Below are 19,864 nucleotides of genomic sequence, written 5' to 3' on the forward strand. Positions count from 1 at the left end.
CCGGACACATTGCCGAGACACGACCGACCCGATTCCGCTCCGTCGGCCCGTCCGATCGGCGACGATCACCTGGTGACGTCCATGAGGGAACGCATGCTGGCCGGCGAGCCGTACGTCGCCGACGATCCCGAGATCGTCGCGGATCTCGACCGCGCCGCGCGGCTGGTCGAACGCTTCAACCGCAGTCCCGCCGACGACCCGCAGGGCCGGCTCGCCGCCCTGCGCGACCTGCTCGGCAGCGTCGGCGAGGACGCCTGGGTACGCCCACCGCTGCACTGCGACTACGGCTGGCAGACCCACCTCGGGGACCGCAGCTTCGTCAACTTCAACGCCGTCCTGCTCGACGTGGCCCGGATCACCATCGGCGCGGACGTCCAGATCGGACCGAACGTGCAACTGCTCACCGCCACCCACCCCGTCGAGGCCGGGGCGCGGAGAGCCAAGTGGGAGGCCGCCCAGCCGATCACCATCGGGGACAACGTCTGGCTCGGCGGCGGGGTGATCGTCCTGGCCGGAGTGACCGTCGGGGAGAACACGGTGGTCGGCGCGGGCGCGGTGGTCACCCGCGACCTACCCCCCAACGTGGTAGCCGTGGGTAATCCCGCACGGGTGATCCGCACCCTGCAATAACAGCGTGAGCTGCAAAAACACCGACGCAACCATGGGCGAACGGCGAATTCCGATGCACTCTGGGTAGTGACTTCGTCACCAGGGAGCACCGATGGCCGAGCGGGTACTCGAACTTCGGGTACACGGCGTGTCCAACACCCCGCCCGACCAGATCCTCGGCCTGCCCGCCGACCCGACCGGCACCGGCCCGCAACCCCGGCTCGTCTCCGGCGGCGACGTCACCGGCTTCTACCGCGCCAGCGACTCCGCCCCCGACGACCCCGTCGTCGTCGAGGCGTACAGCTGGGGGCAGTTGACCTCCGGGGCGCGGACCGCGCGGGACGTCGAACGTGCCCTGTGGACGCTGCTGCTGCCGTTCACCCTGGCCAACGTCGCCCTGTACGCGCGCCCCGGCATCCCGCCCGACCCGGACACCGAACGCTGGGGCAGCCGCTGCGGCATCACCGCCTGGCTGATCCGGCTGTTCTGCCTCAGCCTCACCGGCACCCTGGTGCTCGCCGCCACCGGCATCGGGGTCGACCTGATCGCCTGGCAGTGCGTCGACCAGGAGTGCCTGCGGCAACTACCCGGCCCGTGGGAGTTCCTCGGTCGGGGCTGGTGGCGCGCGGACGCCCACGCGCTCGCCGTCGGCCTGCTGCTGCCGTTGGCGATGCTGCTGGTGCTCGGCGTCGTCTCCTGGCGTACCTACCAGTACGAGGCCGAGATGCCCGCCGCGCCCCGCGCCCCGGCGGGCGACGGGGAGCACCCGGCCGAGCCGGCACCCGACCCGGCCAACCCGTTGCAGGACCCCACGTTCTGGGGCGGGGAGGGGCAGCTGCGCCGCGCCGCCGTACTGCACCTGTGCGTCGGCGCGGCGCTCGCCGCGGCGGTGCCCGTCGGCGCGGTGCTGGTGCTGGACCCGGCCCGGGGCGTCCGCGCCGTGGTCGCCGTCCCGACCGTCACCGCCCTGGTCACGGTCGTGGTGATCGCGGTGGTGGCGGTGGGCCGCCCCTGGCTGACCCGCCGCAGCGGGGCCGCCCCGCTCGGCCGGTGGAGCCTCGCCGTCGGGGTGCTCACCGGCCTCGCGCTGGCCGGCACCTTCACCCTCCTACTGCTGCCGGACGGCCCCGCCGGCACCCCGCTCGCGCAGTTCCGCCCACCGGCCGGCTGCATCCGCGACCCCGGCGGGGCCGGTTGCCGCGCCGACCACTCACTGCCCGGCTACGACGGGCTGGTCGCCTGGCTCGCCACCTACCAGGTGCTGCTGCTGATCGCCATCGGCACGGTCGCCCGCTCCGGCCGCCGCGCGCTGCCCGTCCCCGGCACCGCCGCCGTGCTGCTGCCCCTCGGCACGGCCTGGCTCGACGGCCGGCTACCCGGCGTTCCCGCCGCCCCCGACGGGCTACGGATCTGGATGCTCGCCGCGCCGGCCATCGCGCTCGCCGCGGCCGGACTGCTGCTGCCCCGCACCGGCAGCGACGCCGGCCAGCAGCCGCTCGGCGTGCACACCGACGTCGCCTGGGGCGGACGCGGGGCCGCCGTCATCGCCGGCTTCGGCTGGATGATGGCCATCGCCTACTGCGCCGGACTGCTGTACTGGGTCACCGACCGGCTCAACGGGGCCGCCTCACCCAGCGGGTTCTCCCCGATCGTGCCGCCCCTGCCGGTGATCTGGGCCGGGCTGGCCTTCACCGTCGCCACCGCCGCCCTGCTCGGCACGCTGGTCCGCGCCGCGGTGCTCTTCCACCGGCTACGCCACGTCGAATACCACCGGCTCACCGCCGCCGGGCAGGTGCTGTCCGCGCACGACCTGCGTCGCTGCCGGCACGTCAGCACCTTCCGCGCGCTGCACCGCCTGGTCGGCGAGCACGCGGTACGCCTGATCGGCTGCTACGCCACCATCGCGGCGGTGCTGGTGACGCTGTCCTGCGTGGCGGCGCTGACCCGGACCCGCCCGGCGCCGGCCGGCGCGTCGGGCTGGCCCGGGCTGGTGCACACCGCCGCCGACCTCGGCGACACCCTGCTGGGCTGGCTGCCGCTGGTGGTCGCCGGTCTCGGCATGCTCGTCTACCGCAACGACACCGTCCGGCGCAGCGTCGGGGTGCTCTGGGACGTCGGCACCTTCTGGCCGCGCGCCGCGCACCCGCTCGCCCCACCCAGCTACGCCGAACGGGCCGTCCCCGAGTTGCAGACCCGGATCGCCGGCCTCCTGGCGCTGACCGAGCGCGACCCCCGCCGGATGGACGGGGTGATCCTCTCCGGGCACAGCCAGGGCACGGTGATCTGCGCGGCGACCCTGCTCCAACTGCCGGCCCGGTGGCGGCGACGGATCTGGTTCCTGTCGTACGGCTGTCAACTCACCCGGCTCTACGGGCGGGTCTTCCCCGCCTACTTCGGCCCGGCCCGGCTCCGGGTGCTCGCCGACACGCTGACCTGGCCCTCCGGCCACGTCGCGTGGACCAACTTCTGGCGGGACACCGACCCGCTCGGCTGGCAGGTCAACGCCGGGGAACGGGACGTGCCGGTGACCGACCCGGAGGCGCTGCACCCCACCGGGGGCGAGGTCGCCGACCCGCCGATCCGCAACCACAGCGGTTACCCGGAGGCGGTGGAGTTCCACCGGGAACGGGCCCTGGTGGCGCGGCTGCTGCGGCGTACCGTCCCGTCACCCCGGGTCGGTTGACCGGATCACCAGGTCGGCCCGGTCGGCGGTGCCCGCCACCACGGCGGCGTTCGCCTCGTCGCTGCCGTACGCCCAGACCCGTGCCGCCTCCGGCGACCGCCCGTACGCCACGTGCCGGGCCACCAGCCGGCGCAGCCGGGCCCCGGCGTCGAGGTCGAGGAACCAGGCCTCGTGCAGCAGCGACCGCACCTCGTCCCAGGGCGGGTCGGCGAGCAGCAGGTAGTTGCCCTCGGTCACCACCAACCGGACCGAGGGCGGCACCTCCACCGCCCCGGCCACCGCCTCCTCCAGGTCACGGCGGAACAGCGGCGCGTAGACGGCGGTCGGCTCCAGCCGGCGCAACCGGCGCAGCAACGACACGTACCCGTTGGCGTCGAAGGTGTCGACCGCGCCCTTGCGGTCGGCCCGGCCCAACCGGACCAGCTCCGCCTGGGCGAGGTGGAAGCCGTCCATCGGCACCAGCCGGGCACTCGGGCCGACCGCCGCGACGATCCGCTCGGCCAGGGTGGACTTGCCCGCCCCGGGCGCCCCGGCGATGCCCAGCAGTTGCCGGGGGCCGGCGTCGGCGAGCGACCGGGCCCTGGCCACCAGGTCGTCGAGGGAGAACGGACGCGCCCCGGGCATCAGGTCAGGACCGGCTCGCTGATGGTGAACCGGGCCCGCACCACCGCGTGCACCGACTGCGGGCGGGGGTCCAGATCCAGCTCCGGCGGGCCGCCCTGGCGGGCCTGGCGGGCGTACATCGCCCCGCCCATGCCGGAGCCCTCGTCGGTGTCGGCCAGTTCCAGCAGCGCGGTCACCCGCGCGCCGAGCGCCTCGGCGTACTCCCGGGCCCGGCGCAGCGCGTCGGCGATCGCCGCGTGCCGGGCCTCCCGGTGGGCCGGGCTGTCCGGGCGCAACGACCACCAGGGTCCGGCCACCTCGACGTGGTCCTGCTCGGCCAGCCGCAGCATCAACTCGGCCAGCGAACCGAAGTCGGTGACGGTGACCGTGGTGGAGACGCTGCCCAGATAGCCGACGACCCGTTCGCCGGAACGGTTCGTCTCGGGACGCACCCGCAGCTCACCGGCCTCCCGGCGGTCCACCGCCGGCTCGTGCTCGTCGAGCAGCACCCGGACGGCGGCGGCCCGCTCGGCGAGCCGGGCCAGCGCGACCTGGCGGTCCCGTTCCCGGGCCGTCGCGGTGACCTCGAAGCGGGCCAGTTCGGGCGGCACCTCCCGGTACGCCTCACCGCGCACCGCCACCACCGGTCCGTCCGCCACGCACCCCACCCTAGCGGCGCGGCAGGCGTGCCGCCGGCTTCCGCACGGTCAGGCCGGCCGCATCCCGGTGTACGTCACCGTCCCCCGCGTCACCGCGCAGCCGGTCAGGTGCCCGCCGGCCTCGCCGACCGACCTGAGGAACGCCAACTCCCCGGCGGGGTCGGCGTCGAGGTCGAACGCCCGGCGGACGGGCTGTTCCCGGCCCGGCCCGGCCGCCCGCACCGCGCCGGCCCGCTCGTAGTGGGCCACCAGCGTGGGCAGGTCCTCGTCGCGGACCGCCTCGGCGAGCGTGTCGAGCGCGGCCCGCACCTCGGCCAACTGCCGCAGCACCTGGTCCCGGTTGGCCAGCAGCATGGCGGCGGTCCGCCGGGCCGGGGTGGTCGCCACCCGGGTGCCGTCGCGGAAGCTGCCGGCCGCGAGCCGGACCACCGCGTCGCGCACCGTCGAGTCGGCGGTGGCCCCGGCCAGACCGCCGGCCAGCAGGTGCGGTACGTGCGAGGACAGCGCCACGACCCGGTCGTGCACCTGCGGCGACATCGGCACGACGTGCGCGCCGAAGACGTCGACCACCAGCCCGACCAGCGTCCGGAACGGCACCAGCCCGTCGGCGCTCGGGCAGAGCACCCAGGCCGCGTCCGCGAACAGGCCGGCCCGGGCGGCGGTGAGCCCGGCATGTTCGGTGCCGGCCATCGGGTGCCCGGGGACGAACCGGCCGGTCAACCCGTGCGTCCCGGCGAAGCCGGCGACGGCCTCCTTGGTGCTGCCCACGTCGGTGACGATGCACCGGTCACCGGTCAGCCCCGCCACCGTGAGCAGGGTTTCCGGCAGGCTGGGCAGCGGGCCGGCGAGGAACACCACGTCCCGGTCGCGGACCGCGTCGCCGAGGTCGTCGGGGAAGTCGACGCCCCGGCGACGGCCCTCGGCCCGGGTCGCCGGGTCCGGGTCCCAGCCGGTCACCCGGACGCCCGCCTCGTGCAGTCGCAGCAGGATCGACCCGCCGATCAGGCCGGTGCCCACCACGGCGACCCGGAGCCGGCCGACGTCGTCACCCACCGCAGGCGTCCTACGGCTGGGCGAGCCGCTGCGCGACCGCCGCGACGTGCGTGTCGGACCCGGTGAGCGCCACCCGGACGTGCCGCTGCCCGGCCGGGCCGTAGAAGGCCCCGGCGGCGACCAGGATGCCCCGGCGGGCCAGCCAGTCGACGGTGTCCCAGCAGTCCTCGTCGCGGGTGAGCCAGAGGTAGAGGCCCGCCTCGGAGTGCTCCAGCCGGAACCCCGCCCCGGTGAACGCGGCAAGCAGTGTCTCCCGCCGCGCCCGGTAGCGTTCCCGCTGTTCGTCGGCGTGTTCCTGGTCACCGAGCGCGGCCACCATGGCGGCCTGCACCGGCGCCGGGACGATCATGCCGGCGTGCTTGCGGATCTTCAGCAGCTCGGCGACGAGCGCCGGGTCACCGGCGACGAACCCGGCCCGGTAGCCGGCCAGGTTGGACCGCTTGGACAGTGAGTGCACCGCCAGCACCGAGTCGTACGAGCCACCGCAGACCTCCGGCGCGAGCACCGACACCGGGGCGGCGTCGGCAGTCCAGCCCAGCGGGAGGTAGCACTCGTCGCTGGCCACCACGGCACCGCGCTCCCGCGCCCAGTCGACCACCTTGCGCAGGTGGGCGGCGGGCAGCACCCGGCCGGTCGGGTTGCCTGGCGAGTTGACCCAGACCAGGCGTACCCGCGAGGTGGGGCCGACCGCGGTCAGCGCGTCGGCCCGGACGACCGTGGCACCGGCCAGCCGGGCCCCGTCCTCGTACGTCGGATAGGCGACCGTGGGCACCACGACCACGTCGCCGGGGCCGATCCCGAGCAGGGTGGGCAGCCAGGCGACCAGTTCCTTGGAACCGATCGTCGGCAGCACCCCGAGCCCGTCGACACCGGCGGCGCAGGCGCGCGCCACCCAGCCGGCGATGGCCTGCCGCAGCGCCGGGGTGCCCGCCGTCAGCGGGTAACCCGGCGCGTCGGACGCGTCGGCCAGGGCCTGCCGGATCACCGTGGGCACCGGGTCGACAGGCGTGCCCATGGAGAGGTTGATCAGGCCGTCCGGGTGCGCCGCGGCCAGGGTGGCCGCGGCGTCCAGGGTGTCCCAGGTGAACTCGGGCAACCGGGCCGACACCGGCGCGGGCCGGCCCGGCGACGCCGGGGCGAGCCCGGCCGGGCGCTCCGGCGCGGCCCCGGCCGGTGCCGTCGCGGGCCCGGCCGGTACCCCCGGTGTCACGGCGGCGGGCCGGTTCAGTGGCCCTCGCCGCGCGGCGGCTGGCCGGCGACGAACGTCGCGTCCTTCTCCACCTTGCCGATCTTCGACGCGCCGCCCGGCGAGCCCAGGTCCTCGAAGAACTCGTAGTTGGCGCCCGTGTAGTCCTTCCACTGCTCGGGGACGTCGTCCTCGTAGAAGATGGCCTCCACCGGGCAGACCGGCTCACAGGCACCACAGTCGACGCATTCGTCGGGGTGGATGTAGAGCATCCGGTTGCCCTCGTAAATGCAGTCGACCGGGCATTCCTCGATGCATGCCTTGTCGAGCACATCCACGCACGGCTCGGCGATGATGTAGGTCACCGGTCTTCTCCTCCGCAAGACTCGTCGCGATCACCCGCGACGCTAAGAGCCTAGTATCTCGCCGGGGAGGAGGTCGATCGTGCTCCGACAGCAGGATGTGGGACACCGGATCGTGGTTCGCCGCATTGTGGGGATTCGTGAGGGCCGGCCCCTCTTCTCGGACGCCCTCGGTGAACTGGTCGAGCTGAGCGAGACCCATCTCACCATCGCCACCGCGCAGGGCCGGCTCCGGGTGCCGGTGGCCGAGGTGCACCGGGCCAAGCGGGTGCCACCCACCCGCCGGCCCACCGCCTCGGCCGTGGTCGAGCTGGAACTCGCGGCCGACGAGGCGTGGCCCGCGCCGGTACGCGGCCGGCTCGGCGACTGGCTGCTGCGTTCCGCCGACGGCTGGACCGGACGCGCCAACTCGGCCCTGCCGGTGGGCGACCCGGACCGGCCGCTGCCGGCGGCGGTCGACGCCATCGAACGCTGGTACGCCGGACACGGCCAACCCGCCATGGTCAACACGCCGTTGCCGCTGGCCGTGCCGGTCGGCGCCGAACTGGACGCGCGGGGCTGGACCGCCCGCCCGCTGACCCTGGTCCAGACCGTCCCCCTGACCACCCTGCTCTCCGACCCGCACCGCGTGTCCCAGGAGGGTGGCCCGGCCCCGGGCGGCGCGGACCGGGACGCTGACGGCCCGGCCGTGGTGCTCGACGTCGCGCCGTCCGAGGAGTGGCTCGCGGTCGCCGCCGGGCGCAAGGGCGGCCTGCCCGACTCCGCCCGGCACATCCTCACCGCCGTGGCCCGGGTCCGCTTCGCCCAGGTGTACGCCGACGGCACGCTGCTGGCGACGGGCCGGGGCACGGTCACCGGGCAGGGCCGCTGGCTGGGGCTCAGCCTGATCGAGGTGAGCCCGTCGGCACGCCGGCAGGGGCTGGCCGCCCGGGTGGTCCGGGCCCTGGCCGCATGGGGCGCGGCCGAGGGGGCGACGCACGCCTTCCTGCAGGTGGAGCAGCGCAACACCGGGGCGGTGGCGCTCTACCGCAAGCTCGGCTTCACCACCCACCACACCTACCTGACCCGGGTCGCCCCGCCGGGCTGACCCGGCCCATCGCCTTGGCCGGGTGGGCCGAGGTTGCGGTATCCCATCGGTCCCGACACCGCTACCTACGCCCCGTTGAGTTGAGCAGGCCCTGGCGGTGGGCGGTCAGCGCCGGACCACCCGACGCGGCTTGCCCACGTTGCGCTCGGCGTACCGCCGCAGTTGCTGCGAGCGGTGGTCCCGGCCGAGCGCGATCAGCACCAGGTAGCCGAGCGCCACGCCGGCCCCGGCTGCGACGAGGTAGAGCCAGATCTGGGCGAAGAACAGCCCCGCGCCCCCACCGAACGGGTTGTTCCCGACCAGCAGCGGGCCGACGAGCACCGTCAGCAGCAGCGCCACGGCCACCGCGGCGGACACGTCGGCACCCCACCGCGCCGCCGGAACAGCCCTACCCCAGGTGAACACCACCCCGGCCAGGATCAGCCCGATCACGACGAACATGCCCAGCGAGACCCGGTCGGCGGCGGCGTCGTTCCCGTCGAAGCCGAGTTTGATGATCACCCGAGCCACCACGTTGACCGCGAACAGGGCCGCCGCGAGCACCCCGACCGCCCGCCACCGCTGCGTCATCACACGCCTCCCGCCGTACCACCCGCCCCGTCGGCGGGTCTCCTGGCAGGAATATCTACCACCGCAGGCTGTGTGCCGTCATCACCCGTCGTGGCGGCGCGGCTGCGGGCTGAGCATCTGCCGGAACGCCATCACCGCGAACGTCATCGCCCCGGTGGTGATCATCGCCAGCCCGACCCAGTTGTCCCCGGCGACCAGCAGGTCACCCTCGGCGGTGCGGACCGCCGCCACCGCCATCAACACGAACCACGGCAGCGCCGGCAACGCCACCGCCCACTTCCGGCCGACCGTGGCGTACGCGAACCAGCTCACCGCGACCGCCCCCAGGATGGTCACCACCACCGACACCCCGATCAGCTGCCCGCCGGCCCGGACGGTGGACAGCAGCAGCCCGATCACGGCGGTGAGCACCCCACCGACCACGGCGACCAGCCCACCGACCACCCGCAGCACGACGTCGAGCAGGTGGGCCGCCCGGCCGGGCGGCGGCGGGACGGCGGCGGTCTCCTCCTCGACGACCGGCATCGGCGTGGCGGGCAGGGTCACCGGAGCCCGGCCGTCGCCGTGGCCGCCGACACGTCACCCGCCGGGGCGTCCCGCTCCGGCCGGCGCGCCGCCGCGACCGGTCGCCCGTCCGCCGGGTCGGACCGGTCGCCCGGCAGGTCCGCCGGGTCCGGGTCGATCCCGGCGAACAGGTCGCTCTCCCAGCCGTACCGGCCGGTGCCGGGCCCCTTCTCCCCCACCGCCAGGGTGAAGTACTCCACGCCCATGAACTCCGCGCCGAAGTTGCCGGCGATCGCGTACAGCCAGGAGTTGGCCGGGATCTGGGTGGCGTGCGCCCGCATCGCCGCCTCCTTGGCGGCGTGCTGGTCGGTACCGTCGATCCGGGCGGCGATCTGGTCGTCGGGGGTGCCGAACGGCAGGTCGTCGACGCTGTCGATGGCGGCGAAGGGGTTGTCCGCCGACTCGGTGAAGTGGCTCATCCCGGCCTCCAGGACGCTGCGCGGCATCGCCGTCCAGTAGACCTTGGCCGGGGCGATGCCCTCCGCGCCGGCCAGCTCGTGCGCCCGCATCGCCACCCGGTGCGCCTGGATGTGGTCCGGGTGCCCGTAAAAGCCGTTCGGGTCGTAGGTGACCATGACCTGCGGGCGGATCTCCCGGATCACCTCCAGGAGCCGCCCGGCGGCCTCGTCGAGGTCGGCCGCCCAGAACGCCCGGGGGTGTCCGTTGGTGGACATGCCCATCATCCCCGAGTCCCGGTAGCGGCCCGCGCCGCCGAGGAACCGGTGGTCGGTGACGCCGAGCGCGGCGCAGGCGGCGGCCAGCTCACCGATCCGGAACCCGCCGAGCTGGTCGGCCTCGGCGGCGGCGAGCTGCGCCAGCGCCGGCACGTGGATCTCGCCCTCCTCGCCGAGGGTGCAGGTCACCAGCGTGACGTGGGCCCCGGCGGCGGCGTAGTGCGCCATCGTCGCTCCCGTGCCGATGGACTCGTCGTCGGGGTGCGCGTGGACCAGCAGCAGGCGTCGGTCGGGCAGCGTCGTCACGACCGTCACTCTAACCGGCGGTCCCCGGGCCCCGGGGCGTACGCGTCCAGGCAGGTAGGCCACATCACGCCCGGCCCGGCTCTACGATCCGGGTTGTGGACTTTCCCGAGCTGGCCGCCCGTACCCGTCGGTTCAGCCACGGGGCGCCGCGCGCCGTTTCCGTGACCGACGACGGTTCCCGGGTGGTCTTCCTCCGCTCGGGCGGCCCGGAGGATCCGGCCGACGCGCTCTGGGCGCTGGAGACCGCCTCCGCCGAGGAACGGCTGATCGCCGACCCCGCCATGCTGCTCGGCGAGGACGCCGACCCGACGGCGCTGGCCCCGGGCGAGCGGGCCTTGCGCGAACGTCGCCGGCTCACCGCCGCCGGCATCGGCTCGTACGCCCTGGACGGCGCGGGCCGGGTGGCGGTGTTCGCGCTGGCCGGCCGGTTGTTCCGGGCCGACCTGGTGCACGGCGACGTGATCGAGGTGACCACCGTCGGGCCGGTGATCGACCCTCGCCCCGACCCGACCGGGCAGCGGGTGGCGTACGTGACCGACGTCGCCGACGGGGTGCGCCGGGGTGAGCTGCGGGTGGTCGCCCCGGACGGCACCGACTCCCTGCTGGCCGGCGAGGACGGCGGGGTGACCTGGGGGCTCGCCGAGCACGTCGCGGCAGAGGAGTTCGGCAGGTTCCGGGGCTACTGGTGGGCCCCGGACGGGCGGATGGTGCTCGCCGCCCGGGTCGACGAGTCCCGGCTGCCCCGTTGGCACCTGCACGACCCGGCGGACCCGGCGACCCCGCCGACCACCGTCGCGTACCCCCGGGCGGGTGGGCCGAACGCCGAGGTCAGCCTGCACCTGCTCGACCTGGACGACGGCTGGGTCGACGTGCACTGGGACCGGGAGACCTACCCGTACCTGGCGTCGGTCGACTGGGTCGACGGCAACCCGCTGATCACCGTGCTGCGCCGGTCGCAGCAGCACGGCCTGGTGCTGGCGGTGGACCCGCGTACCGGGGAGACGCAGGTGCACGCCGAGCTGGCCGATCCGCGCTGGGTGGAGCCGATCCCGGGCACCCCGGCGCACCTGCCCGACGGCCGGGTGCTGGTCGGCGGCGAACTGGCCCACGACGGGTACGACGCCCGCTGCCTGTTCGCCGACGGCACCCTGCTCACCCCGCCCTCGCTGTACGTGCGGCGGGTGGTGGGCCGGCTGCCCTCCGGCCCCGGCCCGGCCGACCTGCTGGTGGAGGCGAGCGAGGGCGAACCGAGCCAACGGCACCTCTACCGGGTCCGTACGGCGATCGGTGGCGGGGTGGACGCCCGCCGGATGAGCAGCACGCCCGGCTGGCACACGGCGGCGGTCGGCGGGGACACCCTGGTCGTCGGCACCGCCTCGCTCGACGACGCGGGGACGACCTGGTCGGTGTGGCGCGGCGACGGCGAGGTGGCCCGGCTGCGGTCGCTGGCCGCCACCCCCTCGTCGGCACCCCGGCCGATGCTGGTCCGGGTGACCGACAGGCGGTTACCGACGGCGGTGCTCTACCCGTCCGAGCACGTCAAGGGCACCCGGTTGCCGGTGCTGCTGGACGTCTACGGCGGCCCCGGCCACCAGGAGGTGGTGGCCGCCCGGTCGGCCTGGCTGGAGCGGCAGTGGTGGGCGGACTCCGGGTTCGCCGTGGTCACCATCGACAACCGGGGTACGCCGGGCGTCGCGCCGTCGTTCGAGAAGGCGATCCACCGGCGGGTGGCCGACGTGATCCTGACCGACCAGGTGGACGCGTTGACCGCGCTCGCCGGCAAGCACCCCGACCTGGACCTTGCGCGGGTGGCGATCCGGGGGTGGTCGTTCGGCGGCTGGCTGGCCGGGCTGGCGGTGCTGCGCCATCCGGAGCTGTTCCGGTGCGGCATCGCCGGTGCCCCGGTCAGCGACTGGACGCTGTACGACACCGCGTACAGCGAGCGTTACCTGGGCCTGCCCGACGACGGTATCGACGTGTACGGGCACCACTCGCTGGTGGAACTGGCGGCGGAGCCGCTGCATCCCGGCGAGCCGGCCCGGCCGCTGCTGCTGGTGCACGGCATGGTCGACGACAACGTGGTGGCCGCACACACGCTGCGGCTGTCGGCGGCGCTGCTGTCGACCGGCCGGCCGCACGCGGTACTGCCGCTGCCCGGGGCCACCCACATGGCGGCCGGGGGGTTGTCCGAACGCCTGCTCCGCCTGGAACTCGACTTCCTCCGCACCCACCTGGGCTGAGCCGTGGCGGGACCGCCCAGCCGGATCGGGTCGGGGGCCGCCGGGCCACCGGCCGGGCGGGTCAGTTGGAGGCGGGCCGCCGGCCGGGCGGGCCAGCGGGCGGCGGGGCGGCGGCTGGGCGGGTCAGCCGCCGGGGCGGCGGGCCAGCAGGGCGAACGCGTTCGGCAGGCGGCCCCGGAAGGCCGCCGCGTCGACGTCGCCCATCCGCCAGAACGGCTCCGCGTACTCGTCGAGCTGCCGGATCTCCAGGCCGGCGGTGACCACGGCGGTGACGATCCGGCCGAGCGTCCACTGCCACATCACCGCCCCGTGGGCCGGGAAGCTGTCGTCGGGGCAGACGAACGAGCGGCCGAAGTAGCTGCGGTCGGGGCGGATGCGCGGCTCGTCCAGGTCCCAGGTCCACAGGTCGGTGGCCGGGTGACCGTCGTGGACGAACAGGTGGCCGCCGGGACGCAGCAGCCGGGCCATCTCCGCGGCCCAGGCGTCGATGTCGGGCATCCAGATCAACGCGCCCTTGCCGGTGTAGACGAGGTCGACGCAGCCGTCGCGCAGCGGCACGCCGGGGACCGTCCCGAGCAGGTAGTGACAGGCGGCACCGAGGGCGTCGGCGCGCCCCCGCGCGCCGTGGATCGCGTGCCCGCTGTAGTCGACGCCGATCACCATCCGGGCACCGGCGTCGACCAGGGCGACGTCGTCCTGACCGTTGCCGCTCTGCGGATGGACCACCAGCGGTCGGGTCGCCAGGATGTCGCGGAGCAGTGCGCGTTCGCTGGGGACGAGCGTGACGCCGGCCGCCGCCTCGGCCGTCATCTGGTCGTTGGCCCAGACCCGCTCCTGGTGGGCCAGCTCCCAGGCGGTCCGGTTGGCGCGCGACGTCGGGTCCATGCCCTGCACTCTCCCGACCGACCAGCCGAGGGTCAATCGATTTGCGTCTCTGCCCGACAGGCGGCGCGGGTGGCGACGCCGGCCCGGGTTCCGGACGCTGGGCGACGGACCACGGTGACGGCCTTTTCCGACGTTCTTCTCAGAACCCTCTGAAATCGCCCTGCCACCCTGGTCGGCGACCGCGTCATGCCGGACAGACAAGGAGCCGATGATGAAGTTCCCCCGCACCGCCCGCCGGATCACCGCACCCGTACTGGCCGCGATGCTGCTCGCCCTCGTCGGCGGTGCCCCGGTCGCGGCGTCGCCCCTCCCGGTCACCTCGTCGACCTGGACCCTGACGGACCTGCCGCAGCGGATCTGCGCCACCCCCGACGACCCGCGCGCCCTGTACTTCTTCGTCGTCCTCGACGGCACGTGGACGACGACGATCACCGCCGGCTACACCGGAATGCCCGCCGGTACCGAGGTCTACAGCCCGCAGAGCACCCCGCCCGGGTCCGGGGACGGCCAGGTCGTGCAGATCCTGGCCGCGTTCCGCCTGCACAGTGCCCCGCTCGGCCACTACGTCCCGCTCCTGCAGGCATCCGACGGCACCGTCACCCAGAGCGTCCCCGTCACCCTCGACATCCAGTCCTCCTGCTGAGCCCCCACCCTCCTTGCCTTCCTTGATCGACTCAACGTCCCCGACATAGCGGTATCCGAACGGCCGGATGCAGCTACATCACCCCAAGGGCTCCCGCCCTGGTGATCAAGAGGTTCGCGTCATCCTGCGGCCCGGAACGTGACGCAAACTTCTTGATCACCAGGGCCGGGACGGGGCCACGGGAGCTACAACACCCCGCCAGGGTAGGCACTGCGGTCAGAGCGTGTCGTAGACGTCGCTGCGGTGACCGAGGTGGACCACGAGGAGGATCAACTCCTGATCGCGGACCGTGTAGACGAGCGATGGCTGCCGACGCGGATTCGGAGCAGCCCGGGATGGCCGGTGGGTGCCTTGACTTCAGCAGGGCGCGGCTCGGTGGCCAGTGCGGCGATAACGGCGACCAGGCGCGCCTGCCCGGGGCGGTCCAGTTTGCGCAGCAGCTTGGCGGCGGCGCGCTCGATGTGAACGGTGTAGGTCGGTGTGGTCGCAGGCCCAACTCGCGGCGCAGTTAGGTCAGCGGAACGGGCGTGTCGCCTTCGTCGATGCGGGCCAGGACGACGTCCGCAAGATTGTCGCGGGCATCGGAGATCGGCAGTTCGGCGGCGGGCTCCCTCCCGATCGGCGTCGGGAGGGAGCCCGGTTCCGGCTCAGTGTGACGTCACTGCTTGACGTGGGCGTCGACGAAGGAGGGGTAGCCGAAGACGCTGGAGATGAACACCCCGCCCACCTTCGAGCCGTGCACCGTGTAGGCCACGTCCACGAAGAGCGGCACCACCGGGGCGTACTCGGTCATGATCCGCCGGTCGAGCTTGCCCCACTCGGGGCCCTGGTCGGCCGGGGGCATGGCCTGGATGCGGTCGATCTCGGCGTTGACCGCCGGGTCGTTGAAGTACGCCTGGTTGCTGTTGCCCTCGGCCTTGATCGTGCGGCCGTCGTAGAGCACCGGCAGGATCGACGCGCCGCTGGGCCAGTCGGCGGCCCAGTTGCCGATGTAGAGGTCCCACGGGTTGTTCTTCTTCTTGATCTCGTCGAGCTTCGCGTCGTCCGGGATGTTCCGCAGCGTGATCCGGAAGCCGGCACGCTCCAGGTTGGCCTTGAGCTGGGTGCCCATCTGCTGCTCGGTGGTGTTGTCGGCCACCCCGAGGACCAGCTCCGGGGTCTTGCCGGCGAGCAGCTCCTTGGCCTTGTCGACGTCGCCGTTGGCGCCGGCCGGGTAGGCGTCGTACGCCTGGTAGCCGATGGTGGACGGCGGCATCAGGGTGGTCATGGGTTGGGCGACGGTCTGCCCGCCGAGCGCCTTGACCAGGCCCTCGCGGTCGATGGCGTAGTTGAGCGCCCGGCGGACGGCGAGGTCGGTGACCCGCTGGTTGTTGATGACGAGCTGGTTGGCGCTCGGGGTCGGCGACAGGACGCTGCGCGACTTGAGACCCCGGTCCTGGGCGACCCGGGCGACCAGCGAGGCCGGCACGTAGTTCCAGGCCAGCGCGCTCTGGTCGGCGCCGTTGTCGGCGATCACCCGGTTGACGGCCGCGTCGGCGGTCGGCCCGAAGGTCCAGACGAACTGGTCCGGGTACTGGTGGCGGACCGGGTCGGTGGCCGGGTCCCAGTGCGGGTTGCGGTCCAGGGTGACCTGCACCCCGGCCTGGTTCTTGGCGATCTTGTAGGGCCCGGAGGAGAACGGCCGCTGGTCCAGGTTGACGCCCGTGTCCTGGTCCGGCCGCAGCGGCGCGGTGGTCGGCAGCGAGACCGCGAACGGCAGGTCGCAGCGGGGCTTGGCGAACTCGAACCGCAGCGTCTTCGCATCCGGGGTGGTCAGCCCCGGCGGCAGGGACGTCTTGTTCTTCCGGAAGTCCCACTTCGTGTCGTACTGCGGGGTGTCGGCCAGCCACTCCTGGAGGTAGGTGGGGCCACCGGTCAGGTCGGGGTCGAAGGAGCGGGCGATGCCGTACGCGATCTCCCGGGACGTGATCGGGCTGCCGTCCTCGAACTTCACCCCGTCCTTGATGGTGAACTCCCAGACCCGGCAGTCGCTGTTCACGTTGTTGCCCGGGTTCTGCGCCAGGTCACCGACCAGGACCAGGCCACCGTTGCCGTCGTCCTTCCAGGTGGTCAGGTAGCGGGCGAACAGCGGGTTGGCCATCAGACCGGCGAACGAGTACGTCCGCTGCGGGTCCAGGTGGGAGATGGGGGTCTCCCGGATGATGGTGAGGGTGCCGCCCCGGGTCGCTCCGTCGACCTCGGCGGCGGGCCCCTGGGAGTCCTTCGGGTCGGTGGCGATCACCCCGGTCTGCTGCCGGCCGGTGTCCACGGTGGTGCCCTCACCCGTGTTCTCCGAGCAGGCCCCCAACGCCACCACCAGGGCGATCGCCCCGCCGACGGCGGCTGCTGCGCGTGGTCGCATCTCCTACCTCCTCCACCCGGTCACCGTCGGGGGTGCCCGCCGACGTCCGGGGATCGTCAAGAAGAAAAACTTCGGACTGTTTAGCAGATTCCGGTAACTTCCACCGTCCGACGGGCCGGTCAGCGCAACCGCACCCGGGGGTCGATCGCCGCGTACAGCAGGTCCACCAGCACGTTCGCCAGCACCACGAAGACCGCCGCGATCAGCACGGTCGCCATGATGGTGGGCAGGTCACCGGAGCGCACCGCGTCGACCGCCGTACGCCCCATGCCGCCCAGGCCGAAGGTCGTCTCGGTGATCACCGTGCCGCCGAGCGCGCCGCCGACGTCCAGGCCGGCGATCGTCACCACCGGCGTGATCGCCGCGCGCAGCGCGTGCCGCCCGTACACCGTGGGCTTCGCCAGACCCTTGGCCCGCGCGGTACGGACGAAGTCCTCCGACAGCGTCTCCAGCATCTGCGCCCGGGACAGCCGGGCGTAGATCGCGGAGAACAGGAACGCCAACGCCAGCCAGGCCAGCACCAGCCCGCCGGCCCACCGCAGCGGGTCGTCGGACAACGGCGTGTAGCTCGGCACCGGCAGCCAGTGCAGCGTGTAGACGAACACCAGCAGCAGCACCGCCCCCACGAAGTAGAGCTGCAACGACGCCCCGGCCAGCGAGAAGCCGATCGCCGCCCGGTCCAGCCAGGTGCCCCGGCGCAGCGCCGAGACCATGCCCAGGCCCACCCCGAGCAGCAGCCACAGCACCGCCGCCGGGACGACGATGCTCAACGTCACCGGCAGCACCCGGGCGATGGTGTCGCTGACCGCCTCGTTGGACACGTACGACCAGCCCAGGCAGGGTGCGTCGCACCTGCCGCCCTGGGCGCTGCCGAGGTCCCGGCCGGTCACGATGCCTTTCATGTAGCCGGCGTACTGGCTGATCAGCGGGTCACGCAGGCCCAGCTCCTGACGGACCCGCTCCAGCCGTTCCGGGTTGCAGTTCTTGGGACACATGCCGGTGACCGGGTCGCGGGGCAGGGCGAAGAACATCAGGAAGCTCAGCACGCTCACCGCGAAGAGCGTCAACGCCGCCGAGAAGAGCCGCTTGACCAGGAACCGCGCCATCGCCGGGCCCTCCTACCGGGACGACTTCGGGTCGAGCGCGTCGCGCAGCGCGTCACCGAAGAGGTTGAAGGCGAACACGAGCGCGAAGATCGTGATGCCGGGGAAGAAGACGTACGCCGGATCGGTCTGGAGGTAGTCCAGGCTGCGGTAGATCATCCGGCCGAAGCTGGGGGTGGCGTCGGTCAGCCCGACCCCGATGAACGACAGCGCCGCCTCGCTGGTGATGTACGCCGGCACCGCCAGCGAGAACGACACCAGGATCGGCGCCCAGAGGTTCGGCAGCAGTTGCCGGAACAGCATGTGCCCCAGTCCCGCGCCACTGGCCCGCGCCGCCTCCACGAACTCCCGCTCGCGCAGCGCGATCACCTGCCCGCGTACCAGCCGGGCGGTGCTCGTCCAGCCGAACAGCGCGAAGATGGCGATCAGCACGCCGATCTGGAAGGCGGCCGGCACCTCCTCCCGCTGGCCGTAGAAGCGCAGCGCGATGGTGGGCGTCAACGCCAACGCGATGATCAGGAACGGCATCGCCAGGGTCAGGTCGGTGACCCAGTTGACCACCGCGTCCAGCCAGCCGCCCAGGTAGCCGGCGACGGTGCCCAGCACGACACCGATCGCCGCCGTGGTCACCGCCGCCGCGAAGGCGATGAACAGCGAGGTACGCAGCCCGTGCACCATCCGGATGAAGATGTCCCGGCCCAGCCCCGGCTCCAGCCCGAACCAGTGTTCCCCGGTCACCCCGCCGGCGTAGCCGAGCGGCATCCCGAACCCGTCCAGCCGCGACTGGAACTGCTCCCGGGGGCCGACCCCGTACGCCCACTCGATCAGCGGCACGGCGAGCGCCACCAGCACGAAGAAGACCAGCATCCCGCCGCTGACCAGACCGGTCCGGTCCCGCCGCAGCCGGGCCCAGGCGAGTTGGCCGGGCGAGCGCCCGACGAACCCGGAACCGGGCCGGTCGCCACCCGTGGCGGTCTCGGCCTCGGCCAGCGTCGCCGGGTCGACCGGGGACACACTCATGTCGCCACCTCCTCGGTGTCGCCGCCGACCCGATCCGCGCCGGCAGTCGCCACGGCACCGCCCGGCCCGGCCGGCGGCGGTCCGGTCTCCGGGAAGTGGCAGGCGGTGGCGCGCCGGCCGCCGCCGTCGGCCACCAGCGCCGGTTCCTCGCGGGCGCAGACGTCCCGCGCCCGGGGACACCGGGTCCGGAACCGGCAGCCCGACGGCGGGTCCAGCGGCGTGGGTACGTCCCCGGTCAGCCTGATCCGCCCCGCCCCACCCGGAACGCCCACCTCCGGGACCGCCGACAGCAGCGCCCGGGTGTACGGGTGCCGGGGAGACCGGTAGATGTCGTCCCGGTCGCCGATCTCCACGATCCGGCCCAGGTACATCACCGCGACCCGCTGGCAGAAGTGCCGCACCACGGCCAGGTCGTGCGCGATGAACACGAACGCCAGGCCGAGGTCGCGTTGCAGGTCCCGCAGCAGGTTCACCACCTGCGCCTGGATCGAGACGTCGAGGGCGGAGACCGGCTCGTCGGCGACGATCAGTTTCGGCCGCAGGGCCAGCGCGCGGGCGATCCCGACCCGCTGCCGCTGCCCGCCGGAGAACTCGTGCGGGTAGCGGTTGTAGTGCTCCGGGTTCAGCCCGACCAGCTCCAGCAGCTCGCGGACCCGCGCCTTCACCCCGCCGGGCGGGTCGATCCCGTTGACCTGCAACGGCATCGCCACGATCCGCCCGACGGTGTGCCGGGGGTTCAGCGAGGCGTACGGGTCCTGGAAGATGATCTGCAGGTCCTGCCGTAGCGGACGCAGCTCACGCCGAGGGGCGTGGGTGATGTCCCGACCGGCGAACTCGATCGTCCCGGCGGTCGGCTCCAGCAGCCGGACCAGCATCCGGCCGGTGGTGCTCTTGCCGCAGCCGGACTCCCCCACCAGGCCCAACGTCTCGCCGGGCCGCACGTCGAAGTCCAGCCCGTCCACCGCCCGCACCAGTCCCCGCGACCACAGGCCGGTGCGGACCGGGAAGTGCTTGGTCAACCCCCGCACCCGCAGCAACGGCTCGGCCGCGCTCATGGCAGCCACCTCTGGCCCGCGACTGCGGGACTCCGCTGCGCTACGTTCCTCGCGCTCATGGCAGCCACCTCTCGCCCGCGACTGCGGGACTCCGCTGCGCTACGTTCCTCGCGCTCATGGCAGCCACCTCTCGCCCGCGACTGCGGGACTCCGCTGCGCTA

Annotated in this window: 18 protein-coding genes and 1 pseudogene; 5 read left to right on the top strand and 14 right to left on the bottom strand. The window is 73.7% G+C overall.

Translation table 11 applies throughout. From position 1 onward, the window contains the following. The first annotated feature begins 72 nt into the window (after positions 1 to 72). Both ACN268_RS16980 and ACN268_RS16985 read left to right on the top strand, forming a co-directional pair. Positions 73 to 630, top strand: coding sequence for a sugar O-acetyltransferase (locus tag ACN268_RS16980; RefSeq protein WP_421484013.1), 558 nt, complete (start codon positions 73 to 75; stop codon positions 628 to 630). Between the two features lie 91 nt (positions 631 to 721). Beyond that, on the top strand, positions 722 to 3,292 hold the full coding sequence (locus ACN268_RS16985; RefSeq protein ID WP_421484014.1) for a hypothetical protein: 2,571 nt from the start codon (positions 722 to 724) through the stop codon (positions 3,290 to 3,292). On the opposite strand, the gene ACN268_RS16990 is transcribed toward ACN268_RS16985, so the two are convergent. The 5 genes from ACN268_RS16990 to fdxA all read right to left on the bottom strand — a co-directional run bounded on the left by ACN268_RS16990 (position 3,275) and on the right by fdxA (position 7,158). Beyond that, positions 3,275 to 3,916: a nucleoside/nucleotide kinase family protein gene (locus ACN268_RS16990; RefSeq protein WP_421484015.1), complete on the bottom strand. Its 642-nt coding sequence runs from the start codon at positions 3,914 to 3,916 to the stop codon at positions 3,275 to 3,277. The genes ACN268_RS16985 and ACN268_RS16990 overlap by 18 nt on opposite strands. After that, on the bottom strand, positions 3,916 to 4,554 hold the full coding sequence (locus ACN268_RS16995; protein WP_357929656.1) for an SIMPL domain-containing protein: 639 nt from the start codon (positions 4,552 to 4,554) through the stop codon (positions 3,916 to 3,918). The genes ACN268_RS16990 and ACN268_RS16995 overlap by 1 nt, the downstream gene beginning before the upstream one ends. 48 nt (positions 4,555 to 4,602) lie before the next feature. Next, positions 4,603 to 5,607 (bottom strand): prephenate dehydrogenase, encoded by a 1,005-nt coding sequence (locus ACN268_RS17000; protein WP_421484016.1) that lies wholly within the window; start codon positions 5,605 to 5,607, stop codon positions 4,603 to 4,605. A gap of 10 nt (positions 5,608 to 5,617) precedes the next feature. Then, a complete protein-coding gene (gene dapC, locus ACN268_RS17005) occupies positions 5,618 to 6,715 on the bottom strand; it encodes a succinyldiaminopimelate transaminase (protein WP_421486919.1) in 1,098 nt (365 codons plus the stop codon). A gap of 116 nt (positions 6,716 to 6,831) precedes the next feature. After that, positions 6,832 to 7,158, bottom strand: a complete 327-nt coding sequence (gene fdxA, locus ACN268_RS17010) for a ferredoxin (RefSeq protein WP_007072862.1) — start codon at positions 7,156 to 7,158, stop codon at positions 6,832 to 6,834. Between the two features lie 79 nt (positions 7,159 to 7,237). On the opposite strand from fdxA, the gene ACN268_RS17015 reads away from it, so the two are divergent. Next, on the top strand, positions 7,238 to 8,242 hold the full coding sequence (locus tag ACN268_RS17015; RefSeq protein ID WP_421484017.1) for a GNAT family N-acetyltransferase: 1,005 nt from the start codon (positions 7,238 to 7,240) through the stop codon (positions 8,240 to 8,242). A 105-nt stretch (positions 8,243 to 8,347) separates the two neighbouring features. Here the strand turns inward: ACN268_RS17015 and ACN268_RS17020 are convergent, their stop codons facing one another. The 3 genes from ACN268_RS17020 to mshB form a co-directional block, all read right to left on the bottom strand. Next, the gene (locus ACN268_RS17020; protein ID WP_421484018.1) at positions 8,348 to 8,812 is read right to left on the bottom strand and encodes a hypothetical protein; all 465 of its coding nucleotides are present in this window, start codon (positions 8,810 to 8,812) and stop codon (positions 8,348 to 8,350) included. A gap of 81 nt (positions 8,813 to 8,893) precedes the next feature. Next, positions 8,894 to 9,337, bottom strand: coding sequence for a hypothetical protein (locus ACN268_RS17025; RefSeq protein ID WP_421486920.1), 444 nt, complete (start codon positions 9,335 to 9,337; stop codon positions 8,894 to 8,896). Positions 9,338 to 9,354: 17 nt separating this feature from the next. Next, the gene (gene mshB / locus ACN268_RS17030) at positions 9,355 to 10,365 is read right to left on the bottom strand and encodes an N-acetyl-1-D-myo-inositol-2-amino-2-deoxy-alpha-D-glucopyranoside deacetylase (RefSeq protein WP_421484019.1); all 1,011 of its coding nucleotides are present in this window, start codon (positions 10,363 to 10,365) and stop codon (positions 9,355 to 9,357) included. 86 nt (positions 10,366 to 10,451) lie between these two features. On the opposite strand from mshB, the gene ACN268_RS17035 reads away from it, so the two are divergent. Then, a complete protein-coding gene (locus ACN268_RS17035; RefSeq protein ID WP_421484020.1) occupies positions 10,452 to 12,596 on the top strand; it encodes a prolyl oligopeptidase family serine peptidase in 2,145 nt (714 codons plus the stop codon). A 123-nt stretch (positions 12,597 to 12,719) separates the two neighbouring features. Here the strand turns inward: ACN268_RS17035 and ACN268_RS17040 are convergent, their stop codons facing one another. Further along, positions 12,720 to 13,481 (bottom strand): class I SAM-dependent methyltransferase, encoded by a 762-nt coding sequence (locus ACN268_RS17040; RefSeq protein ID WP_421484021.1) that lies wholly within the window; start codon positions 13,479 to 13,481, stop codon positions 12,720 to 12,722. Positions 13,482 to 13,692: 211 nt separating this feature from the next. Between ACN268_RS17040 and ACN268_RS17045 the strand changes: the two genes are divergently transcribed. Beyond that, a complete protein-coding gene (locus ACN268_RS17045) occupies positions 13,693 to 14,124 on the top strand; it encodes a DUF5980 family protein (protein ID WP_421484022.1) in 432 nt (143 codons plus the stop codon). A 216-nt stretch (positions 14,125 to 14,340) separates the two neighbouring features. On the opposite strand, the pseudogene ACN268_RS17050 reads toward ACN268_RS17045, so the two are convergent. The 5 genes and pseudogenes from ACN268_RS17050 to ACN268_RS17070 form a co-directional block, all read right to left on the bottom strand. Then, a pseudogene (locus ACN268_RS17050) lies at positions 14,341 to 14,552 on the bottom strand (type II toxin-antitoxin system RelE family toxin). Positions 14,553 to 14,782: 230 nt separating this feature from the next. Further along, positions 14,783 to 16,525, bottom strand: a complete 1,743-nt coding sequence (locus ACN268_RS17055; RefSeq protein ID WP_421484023.1) for an ABC transporter substrate-binding protein — start codon at positions 16,523 to 16,525, stop codon at positions 14,783 to 14,785. Between the two features lie 119 nt (positions 16,526 to 16,644). Continuing rightward, complete coding sequence (locus ACN268_RS17060; protein ID WP_421484024.1) at positions 16,645 to 17,631, bottom strand: ABC transporter permease; 987 nt, start codon at positions 17,629 to 17,631, stop codon at positions 16,645 to 16,647. A 12-nt stretch (positions 17,632 to 17,643) separates the two neighbouring features. After that, positions 17,644 to 18,648, bottom strand: coding sequence for an ABC transporter permease (locus ACN268_RS17065; protein ID WP_421484025.1), 1,005 nt, complete (start codon positions 18,646 to 18,648; stop codon positions 17,644 to 17,646). After that, positions 18,645 to 19,703 carry an ABC transporter ATP-binding protein gene (locus ACN268_RS17070; protein WP_421484026.1) on the bottom strand — a complete coding sequence of 353 codons (1,059 nt, stop codon included), beginning with the start codon at positions 19,701 to 19,703 and terminating at the stop codon, positions 18,645 to 18,647. Before ACN268_RS17070 ends, ACN268_RS17065 begins: the two co-directional genes overlap by 4 nt. Positions 19,704 to 19,864 lie beyond the last annotated feature (161 nt).

This window comes from Micromonospora sp. WMMD735, from assembly GCF_049178995.1.
In the GTDB taxonomy this organism is placed as follows: domain Bacteria; phylum Actinomycetota; class Actinomycetes; order Mycobacteriales; family Micromonosporaceae; genus Micromonospora; species Micromonospora wenchangensis.